This is a genomic window from Sphingomonas sp. AC411 (genome assembly GCF_979253035.1).
In genome coordinates, this window is sequence record NZ_CEEDAQ010000002.1 from 112,645 (window position 1) to 132,968 (window position 20,324).

The window sequence follows — 20,324 nt, forward strand, 5'->3', positions numbered from 1 at the left end:
ATCCGTTGGGTTGAAGCCGACCGCTTCCGCGATCGAGGATCATCGAACCCTTCGTAAGGCAATTGGCGAACCAATGCCGCAGTCACCCACGATGGTCATGCTCTACGGCAAGGGAGGGCATCTCTCGACTGAGGAATACAGTATTATCGTCGCTCGATCTGCCGATGGTACATGGCGAGGAACAGCGGTAGGGCGCAGCCAGATCTGGGTGAAAGACGCCCCTTACAGCCCCATGAAACGGGCCGAGTGGGCCCTCGACAAGGCGGCTGGCCTTCAGCTGAATGACGCTATCTCTCACCGCTGCGCTTCCGGTGGCAAGACTGTTGCCAAACCAGCCGATTCAGGACCTCCGCCACGTGGTTTTGTGGCAGAGCGCATCGATGTTGTGACGCCAGGACATGCCCCTCGACGTTTTATTCGGAAGAAGGAGAGGGTAAAGTCGCGGCGCTCATTCGACCACAACGGTAGCGGTTAGCGATCAGGTCTTGATGCAAAACTTTTGATTTTTGCATCACGAGTGACCGATGCGAAAATCAACCTGAACGAATGACCGCGTTCGGGAGTCCTGATTTGGGGCCCGAGCGTCCGGCATTGGGCGATAGCGGAACGGCCGGTTTGGGAAGAAGGAAAGCGGACCTTCCGCTTTCGGGAAGCCGGATGGCAATAGCTGACAGACGACTTCAGAGCCGGGTCTGAAACGCTAAGTCCGGTGAGCCACTTCGCAATTCAATCGTTGGCATACGATCTAGTCCTCGGAACGTCTTCACGTTCTGGAACGGCCATACTACCGGTCGCCGTTATGAGGCGATTTTGCAAACCTGAACCGGATATGGTTATCGGCAGCCCCATGAAACTGTCGATCCTGGCTGGTATGTATCCTAACACTAAGTACGCATCTCGCTGCATCAGTTCTACGAAGCCGACTCGAAGCGACCAAGCTGTAGGATAATAACCAAGCTCAACTGAGCGGCATAATATATCGCGCAGCAACTTTCTAGCACCTATCTTTACATTACCCGCAACTGATACACGTAAAATCTTAGGTTCCATATCCAACTTCACTTGGATTGACCTAACTGCTCAGCGGAGAGAGTTGGCAGCGAGCTTTCCTCTGGCGCGAGTTCTGCGAGTTCGAAATAGCTTTTCGCCATCCGATGGTGAATTTCTGCTATTTGCGAGTCTTTTGCTTTTTGAGCCAACTGAAGCGCCTTAGCACCGCGAGCGTTGAAATAAGCGCGTCCCATTACTTCGGACATGGTTTCGCTCCACGTTGAGCGAAGACACGTCAGGTGCCTCCATCGGTACCGTGCTCCAGGCCAGGCGTACCGATATCGTTTCATAAAACCGATAGAAAGGTAGAGCAATCTCCGATCTTTGCGCGAACATGGCGGAACCGCTGAGACGGGACAATAGTAGAATGGCCGGAATGGGGAGGATTGCGGACCGTCCGCTTTGGAGCATAGTCGTTCGTTTAAGACCAAGCGATCCACTGTTGAACGTTTGCCCCGCCCTCGTTCGTGCTAACCGAGCAGCCGGGCTTTGCCGTCCTCACAAGGCCCGAGCATCTCGAGCGCCTCCGCGATCTGGATAGCTACCAGTGATAGGTCTAAGGCATCTGCCTGCGCCAAGGCATCCTCCAGGTCTTCGCGCAGGCGCTGAACGGGCGAGAGGGCGACTCGTGGCATGACGATGACTTAAACTAGATCAAGATTTATGCTATCCCCGCCTTCATTGTTTACTTTCCTCGCCCCGCGTAGCTGAGACTGTCCGATCACGCGGTAAACCCGACCGGATGTCGCCTCATAAAAAGTGCCGGTTGGGAAAGGAAAGCTGTCAGGCTGCTTTGGATGAAAACTGACGCATATTGACGTTTTAGCGTTCAGTCTCAGCTTTACGCATCCGTTGGATAAGTGCGGCGATCCCACACAGCAGCCAGAAGCTGCCTCCCAGCAGCATTACTGTGCTGGGCGTTGGATCATCCCACCACAGCCACAAATGACTGGCGCCAATTAAGGCAGGTAGCCAGATGTAAACAGCGTACCTATCGGTATGGCGAGCCCGCATGCGGCCCTTCTACAGCCAATGGGAACGGAGGCAAATACGTGGTCGGGAATGGCCAGTAAGGAAAGGAACGCAAACTGTCTGCTTACGGTATCAGGGATGGAGAGGTAGGCGATAATAGCCGACATGGAACCGCTTAGCATTTAACGTTATATGTCGAGGTATCCACGCAGCAATAATTATTCAAAAAATCATTGACTGTAAGAAATTGTTCTGAGAATTGACCAGCTTGCCTAAATCCGTCTAGATCAACTATTTTGTATTCTCTGTTTGTGTGATTGATTAACTCGCTTTCAACTAGTGACCTGATAGCCCTGTTAACGTGAACAGGTGTAATTCCGACGGCGTCCCCAATCTGCTCCTGCGAGATGGGCAGGTAAAACCGCAAACCATCATTCAAGCCGCGTAGCCTCGTTCTAGCAGCAAATTCGTTCAAGAAATGAGCTACACGAGTTCTTGCGGAACGCCCGCCTATATTTAATAGCCACTCCCGTAATTGGCGTGATTCTGCAGTAGTGATTAAATCTAAGGCCAGCCGAATGTATGAATGGGAGTCCATCAATGACTCAAACTCGGATTTTTGCACATACCCGATGCTAGATTTTTCCGCACAAACCACGTTATGGTCCAGATTATTCACAAATCTGTTTTCTGGATTAACTATGTCTCCAGGAATTATTAATGATACAATTTGCCGGTGACCGTCCGATGTCTGCTTTTGGCGGAATAAATACCCCGATATTACAAATGCATATTCTGAAATTGGCAAGCCTTCCCTGAATACGTAGCTTCCCGAATCGAAGGTTCTTGTTCGAGCTTTCAAACGGCCCAAAGCTCCGTCGTCAAAAACCTGTATCTGCGAATGCGCTAAGAGATTTTTGCAAACAAACCGCGAGGGTCAATTTCTGAGATCAAAACGCAGTTCCCGTAATATCGGCGGGAGCATTGAATCTCTCAGTTGCCAAGGGCCGTGCTCGATCAGCAATTTATAATTCATACCATAGGTTGCCGGATAATACTTGATTGAAGTTAATCTTCACGGCGCCTTTACGGTACGGCGGCAGGTAAGGGTCGCAGTTCGGAGCAGATGGGGCAAATTTAAACCGGGAAAGATGCGCTGAACGAATGGCCGTTATCGGGAGTCACGATTTGTGACCGAAGCGTCCGGAATTGAGCGAACGTTCCGGGTCGGACCGGTGCCATAGGGTATGTCCCGCGGTGAACCAAAGGGAGGTCCGAAAACCTCCCCAGTCCATTACTGTCTTTCCGCACGTCTATGATGCGGAACAGAGCCAATGCGGTTGACGCGCTCTCGCGCGCAAGACAATCTTTTCGAACAACGCTGGACGTGCGCCTGTCATTGGAGTCGGCCCTGACCACATTTTGTTTAACAGGCAATGCCGATCAAATGTCCATACCGGGAGCGCTAATCCGACAATTTCGCTGCACTATTGGTCACTGGGGCTACCGCCGGCTTGAAAACCCATTCGCTCTTCCCGGCGTCTTTAGCCTGGTACAAAGCTTGATCGGCAATGCGCAGCGTGTCCGCCACATCTAACCCTGTGGCTGCACCGAGGCTGCAGGTCGCCCCGTAGTCCGTCTGGTTAAGCACGGCCATTACGGCATCATGAATTTTACCGCTTTTTCTTTCTGCGGATGCTGTGTCGCGAACGGCGAGACAAAATGCGAACTCGTCGCCGCCTAGTCGGGCGGTCGCGTCATAGGGTCGGACGGCGGAGAGAAGGGCGTCGGCAACGATGCGCAAAACCTCGTCTCCCGCAGCATGGCCGTGTAGATCGTTGACTGACTTGAAATCGTCCACGTCGATCAACCCACAAAGAAGAATTCGATGATCTCGTGCATTTGCCAACTCTAGCCGGCTGCACTCAATTTTGAATGCCCGACGATTGCCTAGCCCGGTCAGAGGATCAATCTGAGCGTTTGCCCGCTCCTGATCGAAAGTTCGGCGAAACGCTCCAACGAACAGAATGATAAACATCACGCCGAAAACCCTCACGCCTGCATTCCAGGCGGCCGTCGACACCGAGACGGTCGAGGCCTGTGCGGGGAGGCCATCGCCAAAGCCATTGAGATACAGGGTTACGGCGACCACTGTGAGGCCGGATACGAGGCCGGCAATCCTACCGAGGCACCATACGGTAAAACACAAAGGCGCCAGGTACACAGCGTTCAGAGAGATGTGCGGTCCTAACGTACCATCCACAAACAGTACTGCGCTCCACGTCAAAGTCAGCCAGACTGCGGCGACCGCCTTGTTCAGACTAGCGGATCTGCGCAGTGCGGCTTCCAGCGGCGACCATCTGACTGACGAACCGTGGCGATCGGGTGCGGTTGGTACGTTGACGTGTAGCACAGTCATCAAGGCCACCATGACCGCACCGACAGTACTGATACATTTTCTATAAGCAGTCTGCAAATTATGTCATTGAAACTTCTATGCATGGCATGGTTTATGCGTTGTCGTATCAGATAGGTTCATGTGCAGATATCCGCTGTTGAAGCCTGCTTTCGCGACTAGCATATCCCAATTCGGAATGGTTACACCACGCTTGCTATAAGCAATCAGACCATCGTTTACGAGAACCTTCAGAGTTCTGTTGACATGAACGGCTGTCAAGCCGAGGGCGTCTGCCAATTGCTCCTGTGTCATCGGCAGTTCGCATGCCTGACCGGCCGGCAAACTGTGCTTGTCGAGCCTGAAGGCGAATTCGCATAACAAATGAGCAATGCGCGTGCGTGCGTCGCGACGTCCGATATTGAGCATCCATTCCCGCGACATCGATAACTCGACGATTGTTGTCGCAAAGAGAGCCTGCGCCACGGAAAATCGCTCCGCCGCAAGCCGACGCAGCGCTTCATGGGATATCATGACGACCTCACACCGTGTCAGCCACTGCACGTTACTGTCTGCGGTGGCGAGATGCAGCTGTTGTAGGCTGTAGAACTCGCCGGGGATATAAATCGAGACTATCTGACGCAGCCCTTCCACACTGACTTTATGCCGATACGCGAGGCCTGAAACCAACATACCGCATTGGTCAGGCGTATCGCGGTCGCGAAGCAGGTAACTACCAGCTTCGAGAAAGCGTGACGAGTACGGCAGTTCGAGCAGACCAACCCGATCTTCCACCGAGACGGGCGCGTAGAGCGCAAGTTTTTCGACCATACCAACGAGCGGACTGATGCTGTCTAATTTCATTATAAAACCCTGCAAATGCAGAGCGGAATCGCGTGCACTCTTAATTTATGTCAAAGACATTGACGCTCGTATTTCTGTTAATCTATCAGAGCTTCTGCGAAATAACTAATATTAAGATTTTCAAGGTTTCTACGAGTAACCCACTGCGATGCTTAACCTTTTCATATAAGTTCCTGATGTTGCAAATAATTTATATCAATCCATATAACGCGAGTAACAGTTCCCCGGGGTTAAGGCGCCGCCCAGACGAGATGCGATCAGCAATGCGCGCGCTTTTTGAAAAATTGAATTTGCGGAAGTTATGGCGACACAAACTGACTCGGTATTTAGTGCGCTACGGTATACTATTTCACGAAATTGCCGTTCAGAAAGAATAAACGGGAATTTCGCGACGAACCGGTGCACGATTTTTGGGATCCCGGACGCTTATTGACTTAATCCTAGCGTCTAAAAGTGGGCGCTTCCATATGAACCGCGAGCAATCACTCTGCAGTGAGATGGTGCCAATCCCCGCCCTCTCGACGTCGCTACTGCGATCGTTGGCACCCGATCGCAATAGCGGCTCGAAGCCGGATCAGCCGATAGGCAGGTGGACCGCAACGAGGTCCAGCATCATCGGGTGGGGAGCGATCATTTCGACTGGTGCCGCGGCCATCTGGAACGCGGCGGCTGGGACGATCTGCATGACCAGATCCTGTCCAGCCTGATAGCCGTCGATCCCGTTGGCATCGACTACCAGGAACGTCTCGCCCTGATGATTGCCGGCGTTGGCGTTGAAGAACACCGCCGACCCGCTGGTCAGGCTGCCGCGTACCGCGTTGCCGAGATCGGTGTCGAAGCTCGCATCGTCGAGCTGGCCGGTGACATCGGTGCCATACGTATTGCGAACGACGCCCGCAGCCTGGACGACGTCTGCACCACGGGTGAAACCGACCAGCGTGTCGTATCCCGTGCCCGAGGACTCGCTGGCAGCATTGTAAACGAAGACGTCGTTGCCCGCCCCACCGGCCAGCGTGTCGCGACCGGCTCCGCCGAACAGCAGGTCGTTGCCGCTGCCACCCGTCAGCATGTCGTTGCCCGATCCACCGAAGATGTTCAGATTGCCCTGCGCGACCGCGCGTCCGTCGACGACCATATCGGTCGTGACCGGCAGCCCCCAGACCGTCTTGGTCGCGCCCCCGGTAACGAAGCTGTCGGCAATAGTGATGACATAGTCGTTCGCAGCATTGCCCGGCTGTGCCGGACCTGCGAGCAACGCCACCGTCTCGACACCGGCACGGCTGTCGAGCGTGATGGTATAGTCGCCGTCGAGCGCCAGCTGATCGTTGCCGGCGCCCCCGATCACGACATCGGTCGCGCTCCAACGATCCGCCCCGAACAGGAAGCCGTCATTGCTCGCCCCCCGGTCAAGGTGTCGACACCTAGACCACCATACAACGTCAGCGATCCCGACGCGACGGCGGCCCCGTCGACGGTGAACGCATCGCCCGCCGCCAGATTGGTCCCGAACACCGTGAAATTGCCCGCAGCACCGATGACGCCGTCGTTGAGGACGATATCATAGCTGAAGCCCGACAGAGCAGCGAGAACCTCGACATCGTTCAGCGAGGTGGCGGTCAGCACCAATCGATTGGCACCGGTATAGTCGCCCTGCAGGCCGACCTGATCGCTGCCCGATCCGCCGTCGATACGGTCTGCACCGGTCAGCGTCGCGCCGACGAAGAACGCATCCGCCCCGGCTCCACCACTCACCCGATCGACGCCGCCATTCGACAGATCGAAATAATCGGTGCCCTGCGTGCCGCCATACGTGTCGTTGCCGGCGGTCCCGAGGATATGGCCGACGCCATCCGGGGCAGGGGTCGCGACCCCGCCGATCGTGATCGTCGCAGTCGCGGTCGACCCGCCGCTGATCGTGTAGGTGAAGCTGTCGGTGGTCGTCGCGCCCGCTGCCAGCGTGCTGAACGCGCCATCCGGATTATAGGCGAAAGTGCCGCCCGACAGCAGCGTGACGAGTGCACCCGACGACAGGCGCACGGCCTGGCCGACCCCCGACGCGCTGCCGTTCAGCGCGATGACGCTGAGCGACGCATCACCACCGGTGTCGTTGGCGAGCACGGTACCGCCATAGACCGAGATCGCGGTGATCGCGAACCCGTCGGTGACCGCGACGGCCGGACCGGTGCCGCTCCGCACGATCCCGATCAGCGCCAGCGCCTGGTCGTGATCGGTCGTCGACAGCCCGTCATTATAGCCCGCATTATAGTGGACGATGTCGAAGCTCGAGCCGGCATGCAGTCCGGTCGACACGATGATGTTGTCGAACGACTGGTAATAGCCGTCGAAATAATAGGTGTACCGCTCTTCGACCGGCAGTTTGTAGATCAGGTTGGACAGCGGGCCGGTGTTGCCCGCGGGTGCGAGCGTCTGCAGCGCGGTTTCATAGTAGAAGCCGTTGAAGTCGCCATTAACGACGAACTGGTGCGACGGATCGCGCGCGAGGATCGCATCGACATAGGCCTTGGCCGCGGTCGCCTGCGCGGTGCGGGCGGCGTCGCCGGCATTATTGGGAGGCTGGTTCGCGCCGTACAGCGCGTCCGATCCGCCGCGCGAGGTCGAGTGCATGTCGATCGCGGTGAATACCTGACCGTTGAACACGAAATCGGCGACGGCGGGCTTGCGCGTGCCGTTATACGCGTCGGCCTGGATCGCGGTCGCTGATCCCTCGACATAGCTCACCCGCTCGGTGTTGAAGAGGAAGCCGTTGCGGATGTTGCCGTTGGGCGCCCCGCCGCTGATGTTGGTCGCGGTCGGCGCGACCTCGACATAGCGATAGGTCGCGCCGCCCGCCGCAGCGATCGCATCGATCAGCTTCTGCGCGGTCGCGGCGCCCGACAGGTCGGTGCCGGCATTCTCGCCATCGGCGTCCTGGACCTCCTGCACGCCGATGATGTCGGGATTGTGCAGCGCGTTGACGACCTCGTTGGCGTGGATCGTGAAGCGCGCATCGACGGCCGCCTGCTTGACCGCATAGGTGGCGTCGGTGTCGCCCGTCGCCCGCGTGGCCACGGGCGACAGGTTCTCCAGGTTGAAGCTGGCATAGCTCAGCCCCGATGCCGTCCCGACCAGAGTGGTCGTCTCGCGGGGCAGGGGTCGCGGTGGTTGCAGCGCTGACCGGGCCGATCGGGTCGACCTCGTATTCGCCCCCGAAATAGTTCACGATACCGGTGACGTCGTTCAGCGTATCGCCCTGGTGATAGGCGCCCGCGGCCGATGTGCCCTGATAGATCTTGATCGTCTCGGGGTTCACGTCGCCCGCCGAGATCGTCATGCCGCCCCGGCTGTTCAGACCCGTAGCGCCCACGCCCAACGACGCGACGACATAGGTCTCGCCATTGGCATTGGTATCGGCGACGACCCGCGGCGCGCGGACGGTGACGCGCATCCCCTCGAGCGATTCATAGAAATCGGCACCATCGGTGGTCGGATCGTAGCTGGTGAGACGATCGTCATCGATTACCTGGGTAGGCGGTGCGCGACCGGTGCCGTCGGTCGTAATCAGCACCGCGGCCGGCAGCGCGACCGATGGGTTGGTGACGGTGATCGCGGTCGGACTGTTCAACTGCGTGATCGTCAGGTTGGTCGTCGCCGACGCAAATTCGGCGACCGTGCCCGACAATGTGATCGCATTGCCTACCGATACCGTTGGCGCAGTGGTGCCGGTCGAGACGAAGATCGCGTCCGACGTTACGTCATTACCGTCGCCGTTCGGATCCTGGATGTAGAAGCCGTTGCTGCGGACCGAGGTGACGATGCCGCTGGTAGCGACGACCTGGCCGGTGAACAGCGAGCGGTGGCCTAGACCTTGGATATCGTAGATCGCGATCGGGCCGGTATCGTCGTTGAGGATCGTCGCGGTCGCGCTTGGGGCGGGAACGACGAAGCCGACCGGGTTGGTCAGGTTGACGACGAAGGTCTCGTTCGCTTCGTTGACCCTGTCGCCGTTGACGAGGATCGTGATCGTCTTGCTCGTCTCGCCGGCCGCGAAAGTGACCGTGCCGGTCTGCGCAACATAGTCACTGCCTGCCTGCGCGGTGCCGTTCGCTGTGGCGTAGCTGACGCTCGCGGTACCGACGCCGCTGGAACGCGTGACCGTAAAGACCGCTGCGGTGGCACCGCCATCACCCTCGAGAAGGCTGATGTTGCTGATCGCCGCGGTGGGATCGGTGCTCAGGCGCGCAGTAACCGAGACATTGTCGATGCCGACCTCGTCACGGCTGCCGCTGCCGACCGACGAGGCGTGAATCCAGCGCAGATAGAGATAGCCGCCATCGGCGACCGTGCCGGCGATGCTGACCTGTTCGTTCTGGCTGGTGAAATTGGCGGTGGTGTTGTCGATCGCCGTTGGGGTCGTGAAGCTGGCCGCGGCCACGCTCGTGAAGGTCGTGCCGTCGGTCGAATAAGCGAGCTGCATGTTCTCGCCGCGCGTCGCATTGTTGCGATACGCCCAGTCGAATCCGATGTCGAAGCTGGTCGCGGTCGCGCCGCTCGTGTTCTGGATGCGCGCCTCGATGAAGCCGCCCGCTTCGAGCTCGGCACCGGTCGGCTGGAGGATCAGCGCACGGTCGTTGACCGGGGTGTAGACGCCTGCGGTCACGGGATCGCCGCTGATCAGGCCACGACCGAAATCGCCCCCGATGCGCCGGTGAAGCCGTATGCCGGGTTGGTCTGGTCCGACAGGCCGACGACGCGCCAGACGTTGGAATCGAGCTGTCCGCTGCTCGCCGCGGCGCCGGGCGTGAAGCCCGATGCAGCGAAATTGGCGAAAGTGGTCGTGAAGATCGAGGCGGTCGCGGGTACCGCGTCATCATTGGCGATCGTGCCGGTCGCCGGGCCACCTGCGATGATCGCATTGGTCGGGTTGGTCAGCGTCACCAGCAGCGTTTCGTTGCGCTCGAACACCGTATCGCCGTTGATCACGACGCTCACGGTCGTGCTGGTAGCGCCTGCCGCGATCGTGAAATTGCTCGCCAGCACGACATAGTCGCTGCCCGCAGACGCCGTGCCGTCCGACGTCGTCGCCTGGAAGCTGATCCCGCCGATGGGGGCGGGGGCGCTGGCGGTCACCGTGAAAACCAGCACGCTCGTGCCTGCATCACCCTCGATGATCGAGGCGTTGGCTATCGACAGCCCGGGCAGGTCGTCGTTGAGGATCGTGCCGGTCGCGCTCGCGGTGGTGATCGTCTGGCCTGCGCCGGCGCCCGACAGCGTGACAGTGAAGGTCTCGTCGGGTTCGCTAACGGCGTCGTTGTCGACCGGCACCAGGATGGTGGCCGTGGCGGCATTGGCGGCAAACGTCACCTGGCCCGCAGGCAGCGTTCCGCCCGCGAAATCATTCGCCAAGGCGGTGTCGTTGCTCCCCAGCGACACCGCATAGGACAGGGTCGCGGCCTGGCTGAGATCGCCGGTGCGCGTTACGACCAGCGGGATGCTGCCGGTCGCTTCGCTGGCGCCGCCCGCAGCGATCGCGAACGTGGAATCGTCGTTCAGGATCGCGTTCGTCAACGTGGCCGGGCTGACGTCATAGCCGGCGCTGGGGGAGGACAGGGCGAGCACGAACGTCTCGTCGGCCTCCGTCAGCGTGTCGCCCGCGACCGTGATCGTCACCGTCGTGATGCTTTGCCCTGCCGCGAAAATCGCAGTGTTGGTCGTCGCACCGACGAAATCGGCCGCATCCGCGGTGCCGCCCGCGACGACCGCATAGGTCAACGTGGCAGCCGCGGCGGTGCTGCCGGTCCGTGCCAGCGTGAAAGAGTACACGGTGTCGGTGCCGGTGCCTTCGCTTTGGCTGACCGTCGTCGTCTGAAGCGCGATCGTCTCGTTCGCGACCGGAGCAGCCTGCGGTGCGAACGCGACGCCGCGAAAGGCGGTATTGGTCGCGGCGGTGGCGAGGCGCGTGCTGCCCCCGTCAGGATACCGTTATAGCCCGTCATGTCGCTGAACAGGTCGAGCGCGGTGGCGGTCGTGCCGAACAGCGTCACGGTGCTGCCACTCACCGATCCGGTGAGCCCTGCCAGCCCGCTGTCGACGATCGAGCCGTTCAAGGTCCACAGGCCCCCAACCAGCGAATATTTGAACAGCCCGCCACCCGTCCGGCTATCGGCGACATACAACGTGTCGACGCCGTCGACCGCCGCGGTGAGATCGGCGAAGAAGAAAGCGCCGGGCGCCGATGCGGTTGCGCCGGGCGACGTCGCCGAGCCGTCGCTCGCGATAGTCGTGATGGTCTGTCCTGCGGTCGTCGGCGCGCCAGTTCCAACGGTCGAGATCCGGAACGTGCCCGACATCGAGCTTTCGTAGAGCTGACCGTCATAAATGCTCAGGCCTCTCACGTTGACGGGGCCGGTCGCGCTGGTGTTGAGCTGCGTCACGGCCGCACTGCCGAAGGTGCCGTAGGAGACGCCGGTCGTCGACGTGCTGACGTAGAAGCTCGCGCCGTTGTCGCTCGCGATGCCGCGCACGTTGCCCGAACCGATCGCTACCGATGTCGACGTGTCGACCAGACCATCGACGCCGACGCGACCGATGACACGACCGGTTGCGGACGACAGCGCAGCGGCGTTGGTCGTTGCGACCGCCGTGTCGTAGCCGGTCAGCATGAGAAAACGGCCGTCGACGCTGCGCGTGAGAAGACCTTCCAGCGCCGAGTTGCCGATTGCGGTCAGCGTCTGATTGGTGATCCCCCGAGGGAAATATCGACGGTCGGCAGCGCGATCGACTGAACCAGGATCCCGGCCGAGGTATATTCGTCGAGGAACACCGCGGCGGTTGCGTTCGACAGCGCCGTGGCACCGGATCCGACCCGATAAACAACGACATTTCCTGCGGCAAATGCACCCACGACCGTTCCCCCCGATTATGCCACGTGATTCGCGCCTCTGTACGCAAAATCTCGCAATTTCATGCACCTATTGCCGTTAAATGACGGCACCATGACGAACGTGTCAGATTCGGCAGCGGAGGAAAGACAAATCGCGCACGAGAATGCTGTCACACCAAGTATTCGCCGCCATGACCTGACCGCCGCCTTCAATCATTGCGGCGCCATCGCGTTATTCGCGTAGTGCCTCTTCGCGCAGCCGGGTGAAGGGCGTCAGGATATAGGCCATGATCGAGCGCTTATCACCGATCAGGTTCACGTCCGCCGTCATGCCTGGACCGATCACCAGACGCTGGCCTCCGGGTCCGCGGAAGTTCTGCGCGTCGGCGCGTACCCGCACGGTGTAATGGCTCTCCCCGGTGCGTTCCTCGAGCGTGGCGTCGGGCGAGATGGTAAGGACGCGGCCGTCCATGCCGCCATAGACGCCCGACTCATAGGCGGTGATATTGACCCGGGCGCGCTGACCGATGCGCACCGCAGCAATGTCCTTGGGGCTGACGAGCGCCTCCACGGTCAACGTCTCGGCGCTAGAGCACCACTTCGACGATCGGCTGGCCCGCGCCGATGCTGCTGCCGACCGTCGACACGAGCACCCGGTTGACGCGACCATCAACCGGGGAGGCGACCGTCGCGCGCCCGAGCTTGGCGGCAAGCGCCGGCATCGAGCGCTGGCGCGAGGCCATCTCGGATTGCGCGGCGGCAAGATCCGTCCCCGCCTGCGCGCGCCAGCTGCTGCGTACCTGGGCAAGGCTCGCCCGCGCTTCGGCGACGGCGGATTGCGCGCGGGCGATCGCTGCCGAGGCCTGGGCGGCATCGGTTCCCGCGACCGCGGCACTGTTCTCCAGTTGGATCAACGTCAGCTGCGGCTCGATCCCGCGCTGGACGAGCGGACGGATCATGTCGAGCTGACGCTGCGCGGAATCGCGTGCCGATACCCGCGAGGCATAGGCCGATCGCGCTTCGGCGACCGCACGCTCGGCTTGCGCCGCGCGCGCGGCACCGGCCGCGCTGAGGCTGGCGAGGTCGCTCATGCGTGCCGCGTGGAGCGAGCGTTCGATGCCGATCTGCTGCGCGACCTCGGGGTAACGGCTGCGGGGTAGACCGGCTCGCGACCGGCGATCTCCGCCTGCAACCGGGCGATCTTGGCGTTGAGCGCGCCGACCGTGATCTCGCTACTGCCGAATTCCGCCCCCGCCTGGGTCTGGTCGAGCCGGACGAGCGGCTGGCCGCGCTTCACGAGATCGCCGACATGGACGAGGATCGCCGAGACGACACCGCCTTCGAAATTGCTGAGCACCTGCAAGCGGCTGCTCGGCACGACCCGACCCGGCGCATGGACGGTGCGATCCAGCTTCACGATGCTGGCCCAGACGATAAAGGCGACGATGAAGCCCAATATCAGCCACAGCAGCAGGTTCGATACCGCCTTGGGCTTGATGCGATCGGCAAGGTCTTCAAGATGCGTGTCGGTCATGGGTTCGTACTCAGGCCGCGGTGCGGGGACGCTGGAGCGCTTGCAGGACGGCGTCGCGTGGTCCGTCCTGCACGACCTTGCCCGCCTCGACGACGACGATGCGGTCGACTAGCCGGACGAGGGCAGGGCGGTGCGTGATGAGCACGAAGGTGCGGCCCTGCAACTCGGCCTGAAGCCGATCGATCAGCTGCATTTCGGTCGTCTGGTCCATCGCACTTGTGGGCTCGTCGAACACCAGCACCTGCGGGCGACCGGCCAGCGCACGCGCGAGGCTGATCGACTGGCGCTGGCCGCCCGACAGGCCTTCGCCGCGATCTGCGAGCATCAGGTCATAGCCATTGGCGATCCGCCCCATAAAGCCATGCGTGCCGGTCAACTCGGCGACGCGCAGCATCTCGGCATCGTCAACGCCGGGGCGGCCGAGCGTGATGTTCTCGCGCACCGAACCACTCAACAGCACGCTTTCCTGCAGCGCAGTCCCGACCAGCGACCGCATCGCGTGTGGATCATATTGGCGGATGTCGGTCCCGTCGATCATCACCAGCCCCTCCTGCGGCTGGTAAAGACCGAGGATAAGGCGCGCGATCGTCGACTTGCCCGATCCGACCCTGCCGAGCAGCGCGACGCGCTGCCCGGCCGGAATGACCAGATCGAGGCCGTCGAACGTCTTCTCAGCAGCGCCCGGATAGCGGAACGAGACCCCGCGCAACTCGATCCGGCCATCGAAGCGGGCAGGCTTGAGCGCGGTGCCGCGCGGCTCCTCGGACCCCGTTTCCATCATCGCATCGATCTGCTTGTACGCCGTGCGCGTCGCCGACAGCCGCGACAGCAGCGCCGCGATCGTCGCCAGCGGCTGCACCGCACGGCCCGACAGGATCGAACAGGCGACCAGCGCGCCAGTGGTCAGCTTGTGGTCGGCGATCAGGAACACGCCGACGACGACGGTACCGGCATAGGCCAGCGTGTTCGCCGACGCCGCGACCGTGGTTGCGATCGTCGAGACCAGGCGTTGGCGCGTCGAGCTGTCCGAATGCTGCTGGTTGGCCTTTTTCCAGCGCTGGCCAAGCAAATTGCTCGCACCGCTGGTCTTGACCATTTCGAGCGCGCCCACGGTCTCGACCAGCACGCTCTGCTTGGTCAGCCCTTCGCTCATCGAGCGCGCTGACAACCGATCGAGCGCGGGTCGCGTCAGCCAGCCTGCTCCAATGACGATCGGGATCGCCGCCAGCGGCACCCACACCACCGCCCCGCCGAGGATCGCGATGAAGATCAATGTGATGACGATGAACGGCACGTCGACCAGCGCGGTCATCGTGGCCGACGCGAAAAAGTCGCGTAGCGTCTCGAGCTCGCGCATCATTCCCGTCAGCGCGCCGGTCGATCCCTTTTTCTGGTCGAGCCGGATCGCGACCAGCCGGCGGAACACCCGTCCACCGATATCATGATCGATATCGGCGCCCGCCAGATCGGTGAAATAGGCGCGCAGCACGCGCAGCACGAAATCGAACACGACGACGATCGCGAGCCCGATCGACAGCGCTACCAGCGAGGAGAAGGCATTGTTGGGAACGACGCGGTCATACACAGTCATCGTGAACAGCGACGTGATTAGCCCGAAGATATTGATCATCGCGGCCGCCAGCGCGACCTTCAGATACGTGCCCTTGTTGCGCAACATCGGTTCGACCAGCCACGGCGCGAAACGCGGCCGCGGATGCTTGATCATATCGTGACCGGACCCGTCATGGGGCATGGCATGAGGAGGGGTCATCGGGGTTCCAGCGCGGCAGGTTGAATGCCCAGTGCCGGCAGCAGCCGGCCGGTCCGGCGAGAAGCGCATAGCGCGCGGTATCGAGTTCGATCACGGTCTGGACATAGCGGGCAGCGACACCGAAATAATTGCTCTGCGACGCGAGCAGATCGAACAGCGTGCCGCGCGAGACGCGGAACCGTTCCGCCAGCACGTCGCGCGCGCGCCGGCTCGCCAGGTAATTGGCTTCGATCGCGGTCTGCGCATCCTGCAATGCGGCCACGTCGGCCAGCGCGATCTGGGCATCACGCTGTGAATCGAGCCGGGTGCGCCGCAACCGGGCATCGGCACCATCGGCACGCGCCTGCGCCTGGTCGACGCGCTGCGGCCCGCCGCCACCCAGCCGCATGCTGAGCGTCAGGCTGCCACGAATGTCGTAATCGCGTGCCGTCTCGATGATGCCATAGCGGCCGGCATCGATTCCGCCGGATAGCTGCGGCAAGAGATCGGACTTCACCGCGCGTACGTCCGATCGCGCCGCATCGACGCCGAGCTTGGCAGCGCGGATCGCGGGCAGCGTATCGATATCCGCGGCCACGGTCGCAGTGCCGATGCCGGCCAGCGATGGCTCCGGCGCACGGGCCAGCTCGACAGGCGGCGCATGACCGATCACCGCGGTATATTGGGCTTCCGCACCGGCCAGCTGTCGCCGGAAATCGGCAAGCTGTGAATCCGACGACGCGATATAGCTGTCGACCTGCGCTACGTCGCCCGGGGCAGCCGCACCCTGGAGGATGCGATCCTCGATGCTGCTGCGCAGACTGCGCTGGCTGATCGCGAAAGCCTCGCCCAGCCGGACGAGAACACGGTAGCCATAGACGCTGTACCAGGCCGAGACCGCGCTCAGCGCGACCTGCGTACCGATATCCTCGACATTGGCGCGCGCCGCGTTCAGCCGGGCCTCGCTCGCCTGGATCCGGCCGAGGCTTGCGCCGAAATCGATCAACGGCTGCTGGATGCGGAGCAGGCCGTCGGTGCGACGGCTCGGACGCGAGCGTTCGAGGACGTTGTTCGGATCGTTCGAAAACGCCCGGTCGATGATCCGGAAGGTCGAGATCGACAGATCGGCGACGGGCAGCGCGCGCGCGTGCTTCGCCGCGTACGCCCTTGGCTTCGTTCGTCTGCGCGATCGCCTCGTCGAGCGAGGGATTGCGCGCAACCGCCTCACCGATCACCTGCTGGAAGGTCGCAAGTGGCGACTGCGCATGCGCCAGCTGCAGGATCGGATCGGCGGTCGGATCGATGTGCAACGGATCCCCGCTCGGTGCCGGCAGCCCTCCAGGCACGCCTTGCGCCCAGGCGCCGAGCTGCGGCGTGCCTCGCAGCGGAGTCGGCGGGCCATAGGAAGCGCTGGGCGGCCGCGCGATCGGCTCGCTCGGACTCGCCATGCCGATCGTAGGTACGGGAGCGGGCGATACCGTCACCGGCGCCGGGACGGACGTGCTTGGCAGAGTAGGGGAGGGCGGCAACGGTCGCGGTGTCGCGCCCTGCTGCGGATCGACGACCAGCGACCCTTGCGTCGCCGAGGGCGCACGCTGCGCGCCGATCGGCGCCGCAGCGAACGTCAGTCCCGCAGCAACAGCGGTACAGCAGCCGAAGCGGCGTCTGCGCGTCATCCGTCCTAGCGCCTGCATCGTGACGATGACCGACGTACCGATGACCGACGTACCGATGACCGACGTACCGATGACCGGCGATCGCCGTCGCACCCTACCCGCATGCAGCCATCGCGAAACACGATGGCCGTCGAACCTGTCATGTCGTCGTACCCCAGCCCCGCATGCGGGTTCGGCTGCACTCTACCGCACGCGCGGTCGGGACGGCCGATCCCTTGCTCCCCTAATATTGCGGCGGCACCCTTTCAGGTCTCCGCCCCCTGCATTCCCATTCTTCTATTTCGCCGCTCACGACAAGGGCATCGCGTCATCATCGGAAGGAGCGTTTCGTCGACGGTGCAGTATCTTGTGCCGATGTGACCTCGCCGGCGATGATCCTTCGCGCTGCCGTCACGATCCGCGCCTGTCGCCAGTCTGTCGCTTGGGTAAAGCAACGCTGCCATGACGCCCGGACATTCGACGCACCTCGATGCCAGTACGGTGGTTGACCCGGGCGGTCGTCGCTATGCATGTCTCGGCGATCGTTCGATAGCGCGGCCGTGTTCAGCTCGGCACGCGACATCCCTATTCCCAGGCAGACCAAATTGTGATGCTTCGCAACCGACCTGACGACCGCGAACTGGCGCTTCTCGCCGCCTGCCTGTGCCCGCCGACTCTGCCGGACCGGGCGGCGGGCATTGCGCGGATCGCCGCACTCCCCTTCGATGCCGATCGGCTGGTGGATCTGGCACATCGACACCGGGTCAGTGGGTTCGTCGAGGCAGGTCTGAAGGCGATCGGCCATGCGCTCCTGGACCCGACTGCCGCCCTTCTCGCGCGGCGTGCGGCAGCGTCGCGGATGCAATCCCTACGCAACGCAGGGAGGAGATCCGCGTCGGGCAGGCACTGGCCGCAGCCGGGATCGATGCGGTGTTCGTCAAGGGATCGACGCTGGCGATGCATGCCCACCGCACGCTGATGCTCAAGACGTCCTGGGACGTCGACGTCCTGGTTGCGCGTGGCCAGCTGGATGCGGCGTGCGAAACCCTTACGACGCTTGGCTATCGCCTCTCGATCCTGGGGGGATCACGGATCCGGTGCACATCCGTCGCTATCTCGCCGCACACAAGGAGTCCGAATGGTACCATGACGACCGCGCTACGGTCGTCGAACTGCATACCGAACTCGGTGACAATCGCGCGGCCATCACCTCGATCGGCCTCGGCTCACCGCGCATGCTAGTCGAACTGATGCCTGGTACATCGCTTGCGACGCTCGCAACGGCTCCACTGTTTGCCTATCTGGTGTTCCACGGCGCCAAGCATCTATGGGCGCGCCTGAAATGGCTCGCCGACGTGGCCGCGTTGCTACACGATGCGGATGTCGAGACGCTGTACCGCGAGGCCATCGCACTGGGCGCCGGACGCTGCCCCGGACTGGCGATCGTCCTGACGCATGAGTTGTTCGGCATCGCCGTACCAGAGGGTTTGCTGGAGGAAATCCGCCGCGACCGTGTGACGCGACGCCTCGTCCGTTTCTGCTACACCGCGATCGTGGCGGACGAAGACGCAGAAGGCCGGCTGATGCGCCCGATGCGCGAGTTGATCGCGTTCGAGCGCACGCAGCTCTGGCTCGTACCCGGTCTGGCCTATCGCTGGGGTGCGGTTCGTAGTTTGCTTAGCCGGCCCAATGCGGTCGCGCATCTACAGGTACCGAACTGGGCAGTTCCCGCCGCCATCCTGACCGGATTGCCGCTGCGCCTGCTGCGCCGCCCCGCGCGGTTGCGGCCGCAAAGCGCCGGGAAGACTGCCAAGTCCCTGTAGCGCCGGCGCGGTCGATCACGACACCAACTTGCTCTCGGTGCGCCGGCCCCGCATGCTTCGCTGCATGCCGTTCCTTCGCAATCCGACTACCGCCCCGGCAGCCGATGGCTCCACAGGATCGCTGGTCGCGGACGGGAAGGCGCTGGTCGGCGATTTCGTCCGCTATGGCGGGCGACGACTGGGCGCGGCGCTCGCGCTGATGCTCGCAGGCGGTGTTCTCGAAGGCGTCGGCCTGGCGCTGCTCGTGCCGATCTTCTCGCTGCTCGCGCCGCAGACCGGTGGACGCTGGCGGGCGATGATCGTCGACACCCTGTCATCGGTCGGGCTGGTCACGCGGCTCGAACAACTGGCAGCGGTGCTACTGGCGTTCTGTCTGCTGGTCGGCGTGCGCGCGGCCGTGCTGTCGGCGCGCGACCGTCTGGTATCGGACCTGTCGCTAGGGTTCGTCGATCATCGCCGGCTGATGGTCGTCACCGATCTGGCGCACGCGCGCTGGTCGTCGCTGGCGCGGCTGCGGCACGCGCGGATCGCGCACATCCTTTCGAGCGAGATCACCCGGCTGGCCTTTGCCTGTTCGGTGCTGCTGCAGATGATGACGGCGAGCATCATGCTGGTGACCCAGGCGATCCTGATGATCCTGCTGTCGCCGGTCGTCGCGGTGCTGATGATCGGGTTCGCGCTGCTCGGCCTCGTCGTGCTGGTGCCGTTGTCGCGGCGAGCGGCCGATGTTGGCAGGTCAACCGCGCGCTTCGCGTTCCGCATTGCTGGCGAGACGGCCCATTTCCTCGGTGGCCTCAAGATCGCCGTCGCGCACGACATGACGGATGCCTTCGTCGCGCAGATCGGCGAGGATGGGGCACAATTGCGCTCGCAGCTGACCCTCCAGCAACGCTTCCAGTCGCGCGTTGCGATCGTATCGGCGAGTATCGCCTCGCTGGCCGGGGCGATGATGATCTTCGGTGCGGTGCTGTTCGACATCCCGACCGTGACGCTGCTCGCCGCGCTGGTCGTGCTGGTGCGGATGAGCGGCCCGGTCCGGTCGCTCCAGCAAAGCGTGCAGCAATTATTCGGCGTGATGCCCGCCTTCACCGCGTTGCACGATCTGAAAGTCGATCTCGGCCCGCCGGTTTCGATCACCAGCGGCGCCAGCGCGCAGCCGGTTCGACACGGAACGATCCGCTTCGACCGCGTGACCTTCCGCTATCCGGACGCGAGCGCGGCTGTGTTCACCGGGCTCGATCTCGCGATCGGCGCAGGCGAGCTGGTCGGGCTGTCGGGGGCGTCGGGCACCGGCAAGACCAGCTTCGTCGATCTGCTGACCGGACTCCTGGAACCCAGCGAGGGCAGGATCGTGATCGGCGACGCCGTGCTGGGTCCGGCCACGCTCGCGAGCTGGCGGCG

Annotated in this window: 18 protein-coding genes and 2 pseudogenes; 3 read left to right on the plus strand and 17 right to left on the minus strand. The window is 62.2% G+C overall.

All coding sequences use genetic code 11. From position 1 onward, the window contains the following. Positions 1 to 1,058 precede the first annotated feature (1,058 nt). The 17 genes and pseudogenes from AC0IX7_RS21050 to AC0IX7_RS21130 form a co-directional block, all read right to left on the minus strand. Positions 1,059 to 1,256 carry a hypothetical protein gene (locus AC0IX7_RS21050; protein WP_471814205.1) on the minus strand — a complete coding sequence of 66 codons (198 nt, stop codon included), beginning with the start codon at positions 1,254 to 1,256 and terminating at the stop codon, positions 1,059 to 1,061. A 264-nt stretch (positions 1,257 to 1,520) separates the two neighbouring features. Then, complete coding sequence (locus AC0IX7_RS21055; protein WP_471814206.1) at positions 1,521 to 1,685, minus strand: hypothetical protein; 165 nt, start codon at positions 1,683 to 1,685, stop codon at positions 1,521 to 1,523. Positions 1,686 to 2,197: 512 nt separating this feature from the next. Next, complete coding sequence (locus tag AC0IX7_RS21060; protein WP_471814208.1) at positions 2,198 to 2,893, minus strand: Crp/Fnr family transcriptional regulator; 696 nt, start codon at positions 2,891 to 2,893, stop codon at positions 2,198 to 2,200. Between the two features lie 594 nt (positions 2,894 to 3,487). Then, complete coding sequence (locus AC0IX7_RS21065; protein WP_471814209.1) at positions 3,488 to 4,174, minus strand: GGDEF domain-containing protein; 687 nt, start codon at positions 4,172 to 4,174, stop codon at positions 3,488 to 3,490. A 342-nt stretch (positions 4,175 to 4,516) separates the two neighbouring features. After that, positions 4,517 to 5,281: a Crp/Fnr family transcriptional regulator gene (locus AC0IX7_RS21070; RefSeq protein ID WP_471814211.1), complete on the minus strand. Its 765-nt coding sequence runs from the start codon at positions 5,279 to 5,281 to the stop codon at positions 4,517 to 4,519. 574 nt (positions 5,282 to 5,855) lie between these two features. Further along, complete coding sequence (locus AC0IX7_RS21075) at positions 5,856 to 6,626, minus strand: calcium-binding protein (RefSeq protein WP_471814212.1); 771 nt, start codon at positions 6,624 to 6,626, stop codon at positions 5,856 to 5,858. Then, complete coding sequence (locus AC0IX7_RS21080) at positions 6,623 to 8,224, minus strand: Ig-like domain-containing protein (protein WP_471814214.1); 1,602 nt, start codon at positions 8,222 to 8,224, stop codon at positions 6,623 to 6,625. The genes AC0IX7_RS21075 and AC0IX7_RS21080 overlap by 4 nt, the downstream gene beginning before the upstream one ends. A 964-nt stretch (positions 8,225 to 9,188) precedes the next feature. Continuing rightward, positions 9,189 to 9,755: pseudogene (locus tag AC0IX7_RS21085) on the minus strand (Calx-beta domain-containing protein); the annotation flags it as partial. A gap of 197 nt (positions 9,756 to 9,952) precedes the next feature. Next, positions 9,953 to 11,101: a Calx-beta domain-containing protein gene (locus tag AC0IX7_RS21090; RefSeq protein ID WP_471814216.1), complete on the minus strand. Its 1,149-nt coding sequence runs from the start codon at positions 11,099 to 11,101 to the stop codon at positions 9,953 to 9,955. Further along, on the minus strand, positions 11,047 to 11,940 hold the full coding sequence (locus tag AC0IX7_RS21095) for a hypothetical protein (protein WP_471814218.1): 894 nt from the start codon (positions 11,938 to 11,940) through the stop codon (positions 11,047 to 11,049). Before AC0IX7_RS21095 ends, AC0IX7_RS21090 begins: the two co-directional genes overlap by 55 nt. Before the next feature lie 62 nt (positions 11,941 to 12,002). Continuing rightward, the gene (locus AC0IX7_RS21100) at positions 12,003 to 12,182 is read right to left on the minus strand and encodes a hypothetical protein (protein WP_471814220.1); all 180 of its coding nucleotides are present in this window, start codon (positions 12,180 to 12,182) and stop codon (positions 12,003 to 12,005) included. Positions 12,183 to 12,393: 211 nt separating this feature from the next. Next, positions 12,394 to 12,732 carry a beta-barrel domain-containing protein gene (locus AC0IX7_RS21105; protein ID WP_471814222.1) on the minus strand — a complete coding sequence of 113 codons (339 nt, stop codon included), beginning with the start codon at positions 12,730 to 12,732 and terminating at the stop codon, positions 12,394 to 12,396. Between the two features lie 16 nt (positions 12,733 to 12,748). Further along, positions 12,749 to 13,252 carry a hypothetical protein gene (locus AC0IX7_RS21110; RefSeq protein WP_471814224.1) on the minus strand — a complete coding sequence of 168 codons (504 nt, stop codon included), beginning with the start codon at positions 13,250 to 13,252 and terminating at the stop codon, positions 12,749 to 12,751. After that, positions 13,249 to 13,695: a hypothetical protein gene (locus AC0IX7_RS21115; protein ID WP_471814225.1), complete on the minus strand. Its 447-nt coding sequence runs from the start codon at positions 13,693 to 13,695 to the stop codon at positions 13,249 to 13,251. The genes AC0IX7_RS21110 and AC0IX7_RS21115 overlap by 4 nt, the downstream gene beginning before the upstream one ends. 10 nt (positions 13,696 to 13,705) lie before the next feature. After that, complete coding sequence (locus AC0IX7_RS21120; protein WP_471814227.1) at positions 13,706 to 15,421, minus strand: type I secretion system permease/ATPase; 1,716 nt, start codon at positions 15,419 to 15,421, stop codon at positions 13,706 to 13,708. Between the two features lie 16 nt (positions 15,422 to 15,437). Continuing rightward, complete coding sequence (locus tag AC0IX7_RS21125) at positions 15,438 to 16,664, minus strand: TolC family protein (RefSeq protein WP_471814229.1); 1,227 nt, start codon at positions 16,662 to 16,664, stop codon at positions 15,438 to 15,440. A 767-nt stretch (positions 16,665 to 17,431) separates the two neighbouring features. After that, positions 17,432 to 17,905 carry a hypothetical protein gene (locus AC0IX7_RS21130; RefSeq protein WP_471814252.1) on the minus strand — a complete coding sequence of 158 codons (474 nt, stop codon included), beginning with the start codon at positions 17,903 to 17,905 and terminating at the stop codon, positions 17,432 to 17,434. Between the two features lie 47 nt (positions 17,906 to 17,952). On the opposite strand from AC0IX7_RS21130, the pseudogene AC0IX7_RS21135 reads away from it, so the two are divergent. The 3 genes and pseudogenes from AC0IX7_RS21135 to AC0IX7_RS21145 all read left to right on the plus strand — a co-directional run. Beyond that, a pseudogene (locus tag AC0IX7_RS21135) lies at positions 17,953 to 18,159 on the plus strand (nucleotidyltransferase family protein); the annotation flags it as partial. 38 nt (positions 18,160 to 18,197) lie between these two features. Next, a complete protein-coding gene (locus tag AC0IX7_RS21140) occupies positions 18,198 to 18,923 on the plus strand; it encodes a nucleotidyltransferase family protein (protein WP_471814230.1) in 726 nt (241 codons plus the stop codon). A 64-nt stretch (positions 18,924 to 18,987) separates the two neighbouring features. Continuing rightward, positions 18,988 to 20,324 (plus strand): ATP-binding cassette domain-containing protein (locus tag AC0IX7_RS21145; protein ID WP_471814231.1); only part of this gene is annotated, 1,337 nt, incomplete at its 3' end.

Excerpts from the sequence above, each read along its gene's own strand:
- AC0IX7_RS21120 (WP_471814227.1), bottom strand. The coding sequence starts at position 15,421 with ATGATCAAGCATCCGCGGCCGCGTTTCGCGCCGTGGCTGGTCGAACCG.
- AC0IX7_RS21115 (WP_471814225.1), bottom strand. The coding sequence starts at position 13,695 with ATGACCGACACGCATCTTGAAGACCTTGCCGATCGCATCAAGCCCAAG.
- AC0IX7_RS21050 (WP_471814205.1), bottom strand. The coding sequence starts at position 1,256 with ATGTCCGAAGTAATGGGACGCGCTTATTTCAACGCTCGCGGTGCTAAG.
- AC0IX7_RS21130 (WP_471814252.1), bottom strand. The coding sequence starts at position 17,905 with ATGGCCGATCGCCTTCAGACCTGCCTCGACGAACCCACTGACCCGGTG.
- AC0IX7_RS21095 (WP_471814218.1), bottom strand. The coding sequence starts at position 11,940 with ATGCTGACCGGCTACGACACGGCGGTCGCAACGACCAACGCCGCTGCG.
- AC0IX7_RS21070 (WP_471814211.1), bottom strand. The coding sequence starts at position 5,281 with ATGAAATTAGACAGCATCAGTCCGCTCGTTGGTATGGTCGAAAAACTT.
- AC0IX7_RS21110 (WP_471814224.1), bottom strand. The coding sequence starts at position 13,252 with ATGAGCGACCTCGCCAGCCTCAGCGCGGCCGGTGCCGCGCGCGCGGCG.
- AC0IX7_RS21055 (WP_471814206.1), bottom strand. The coding sequence starts at position 1,685 with ATGCCACGAGTCGCCCTCTCGCCCGTTCAGCGCCTGCGCGAAGACCTG.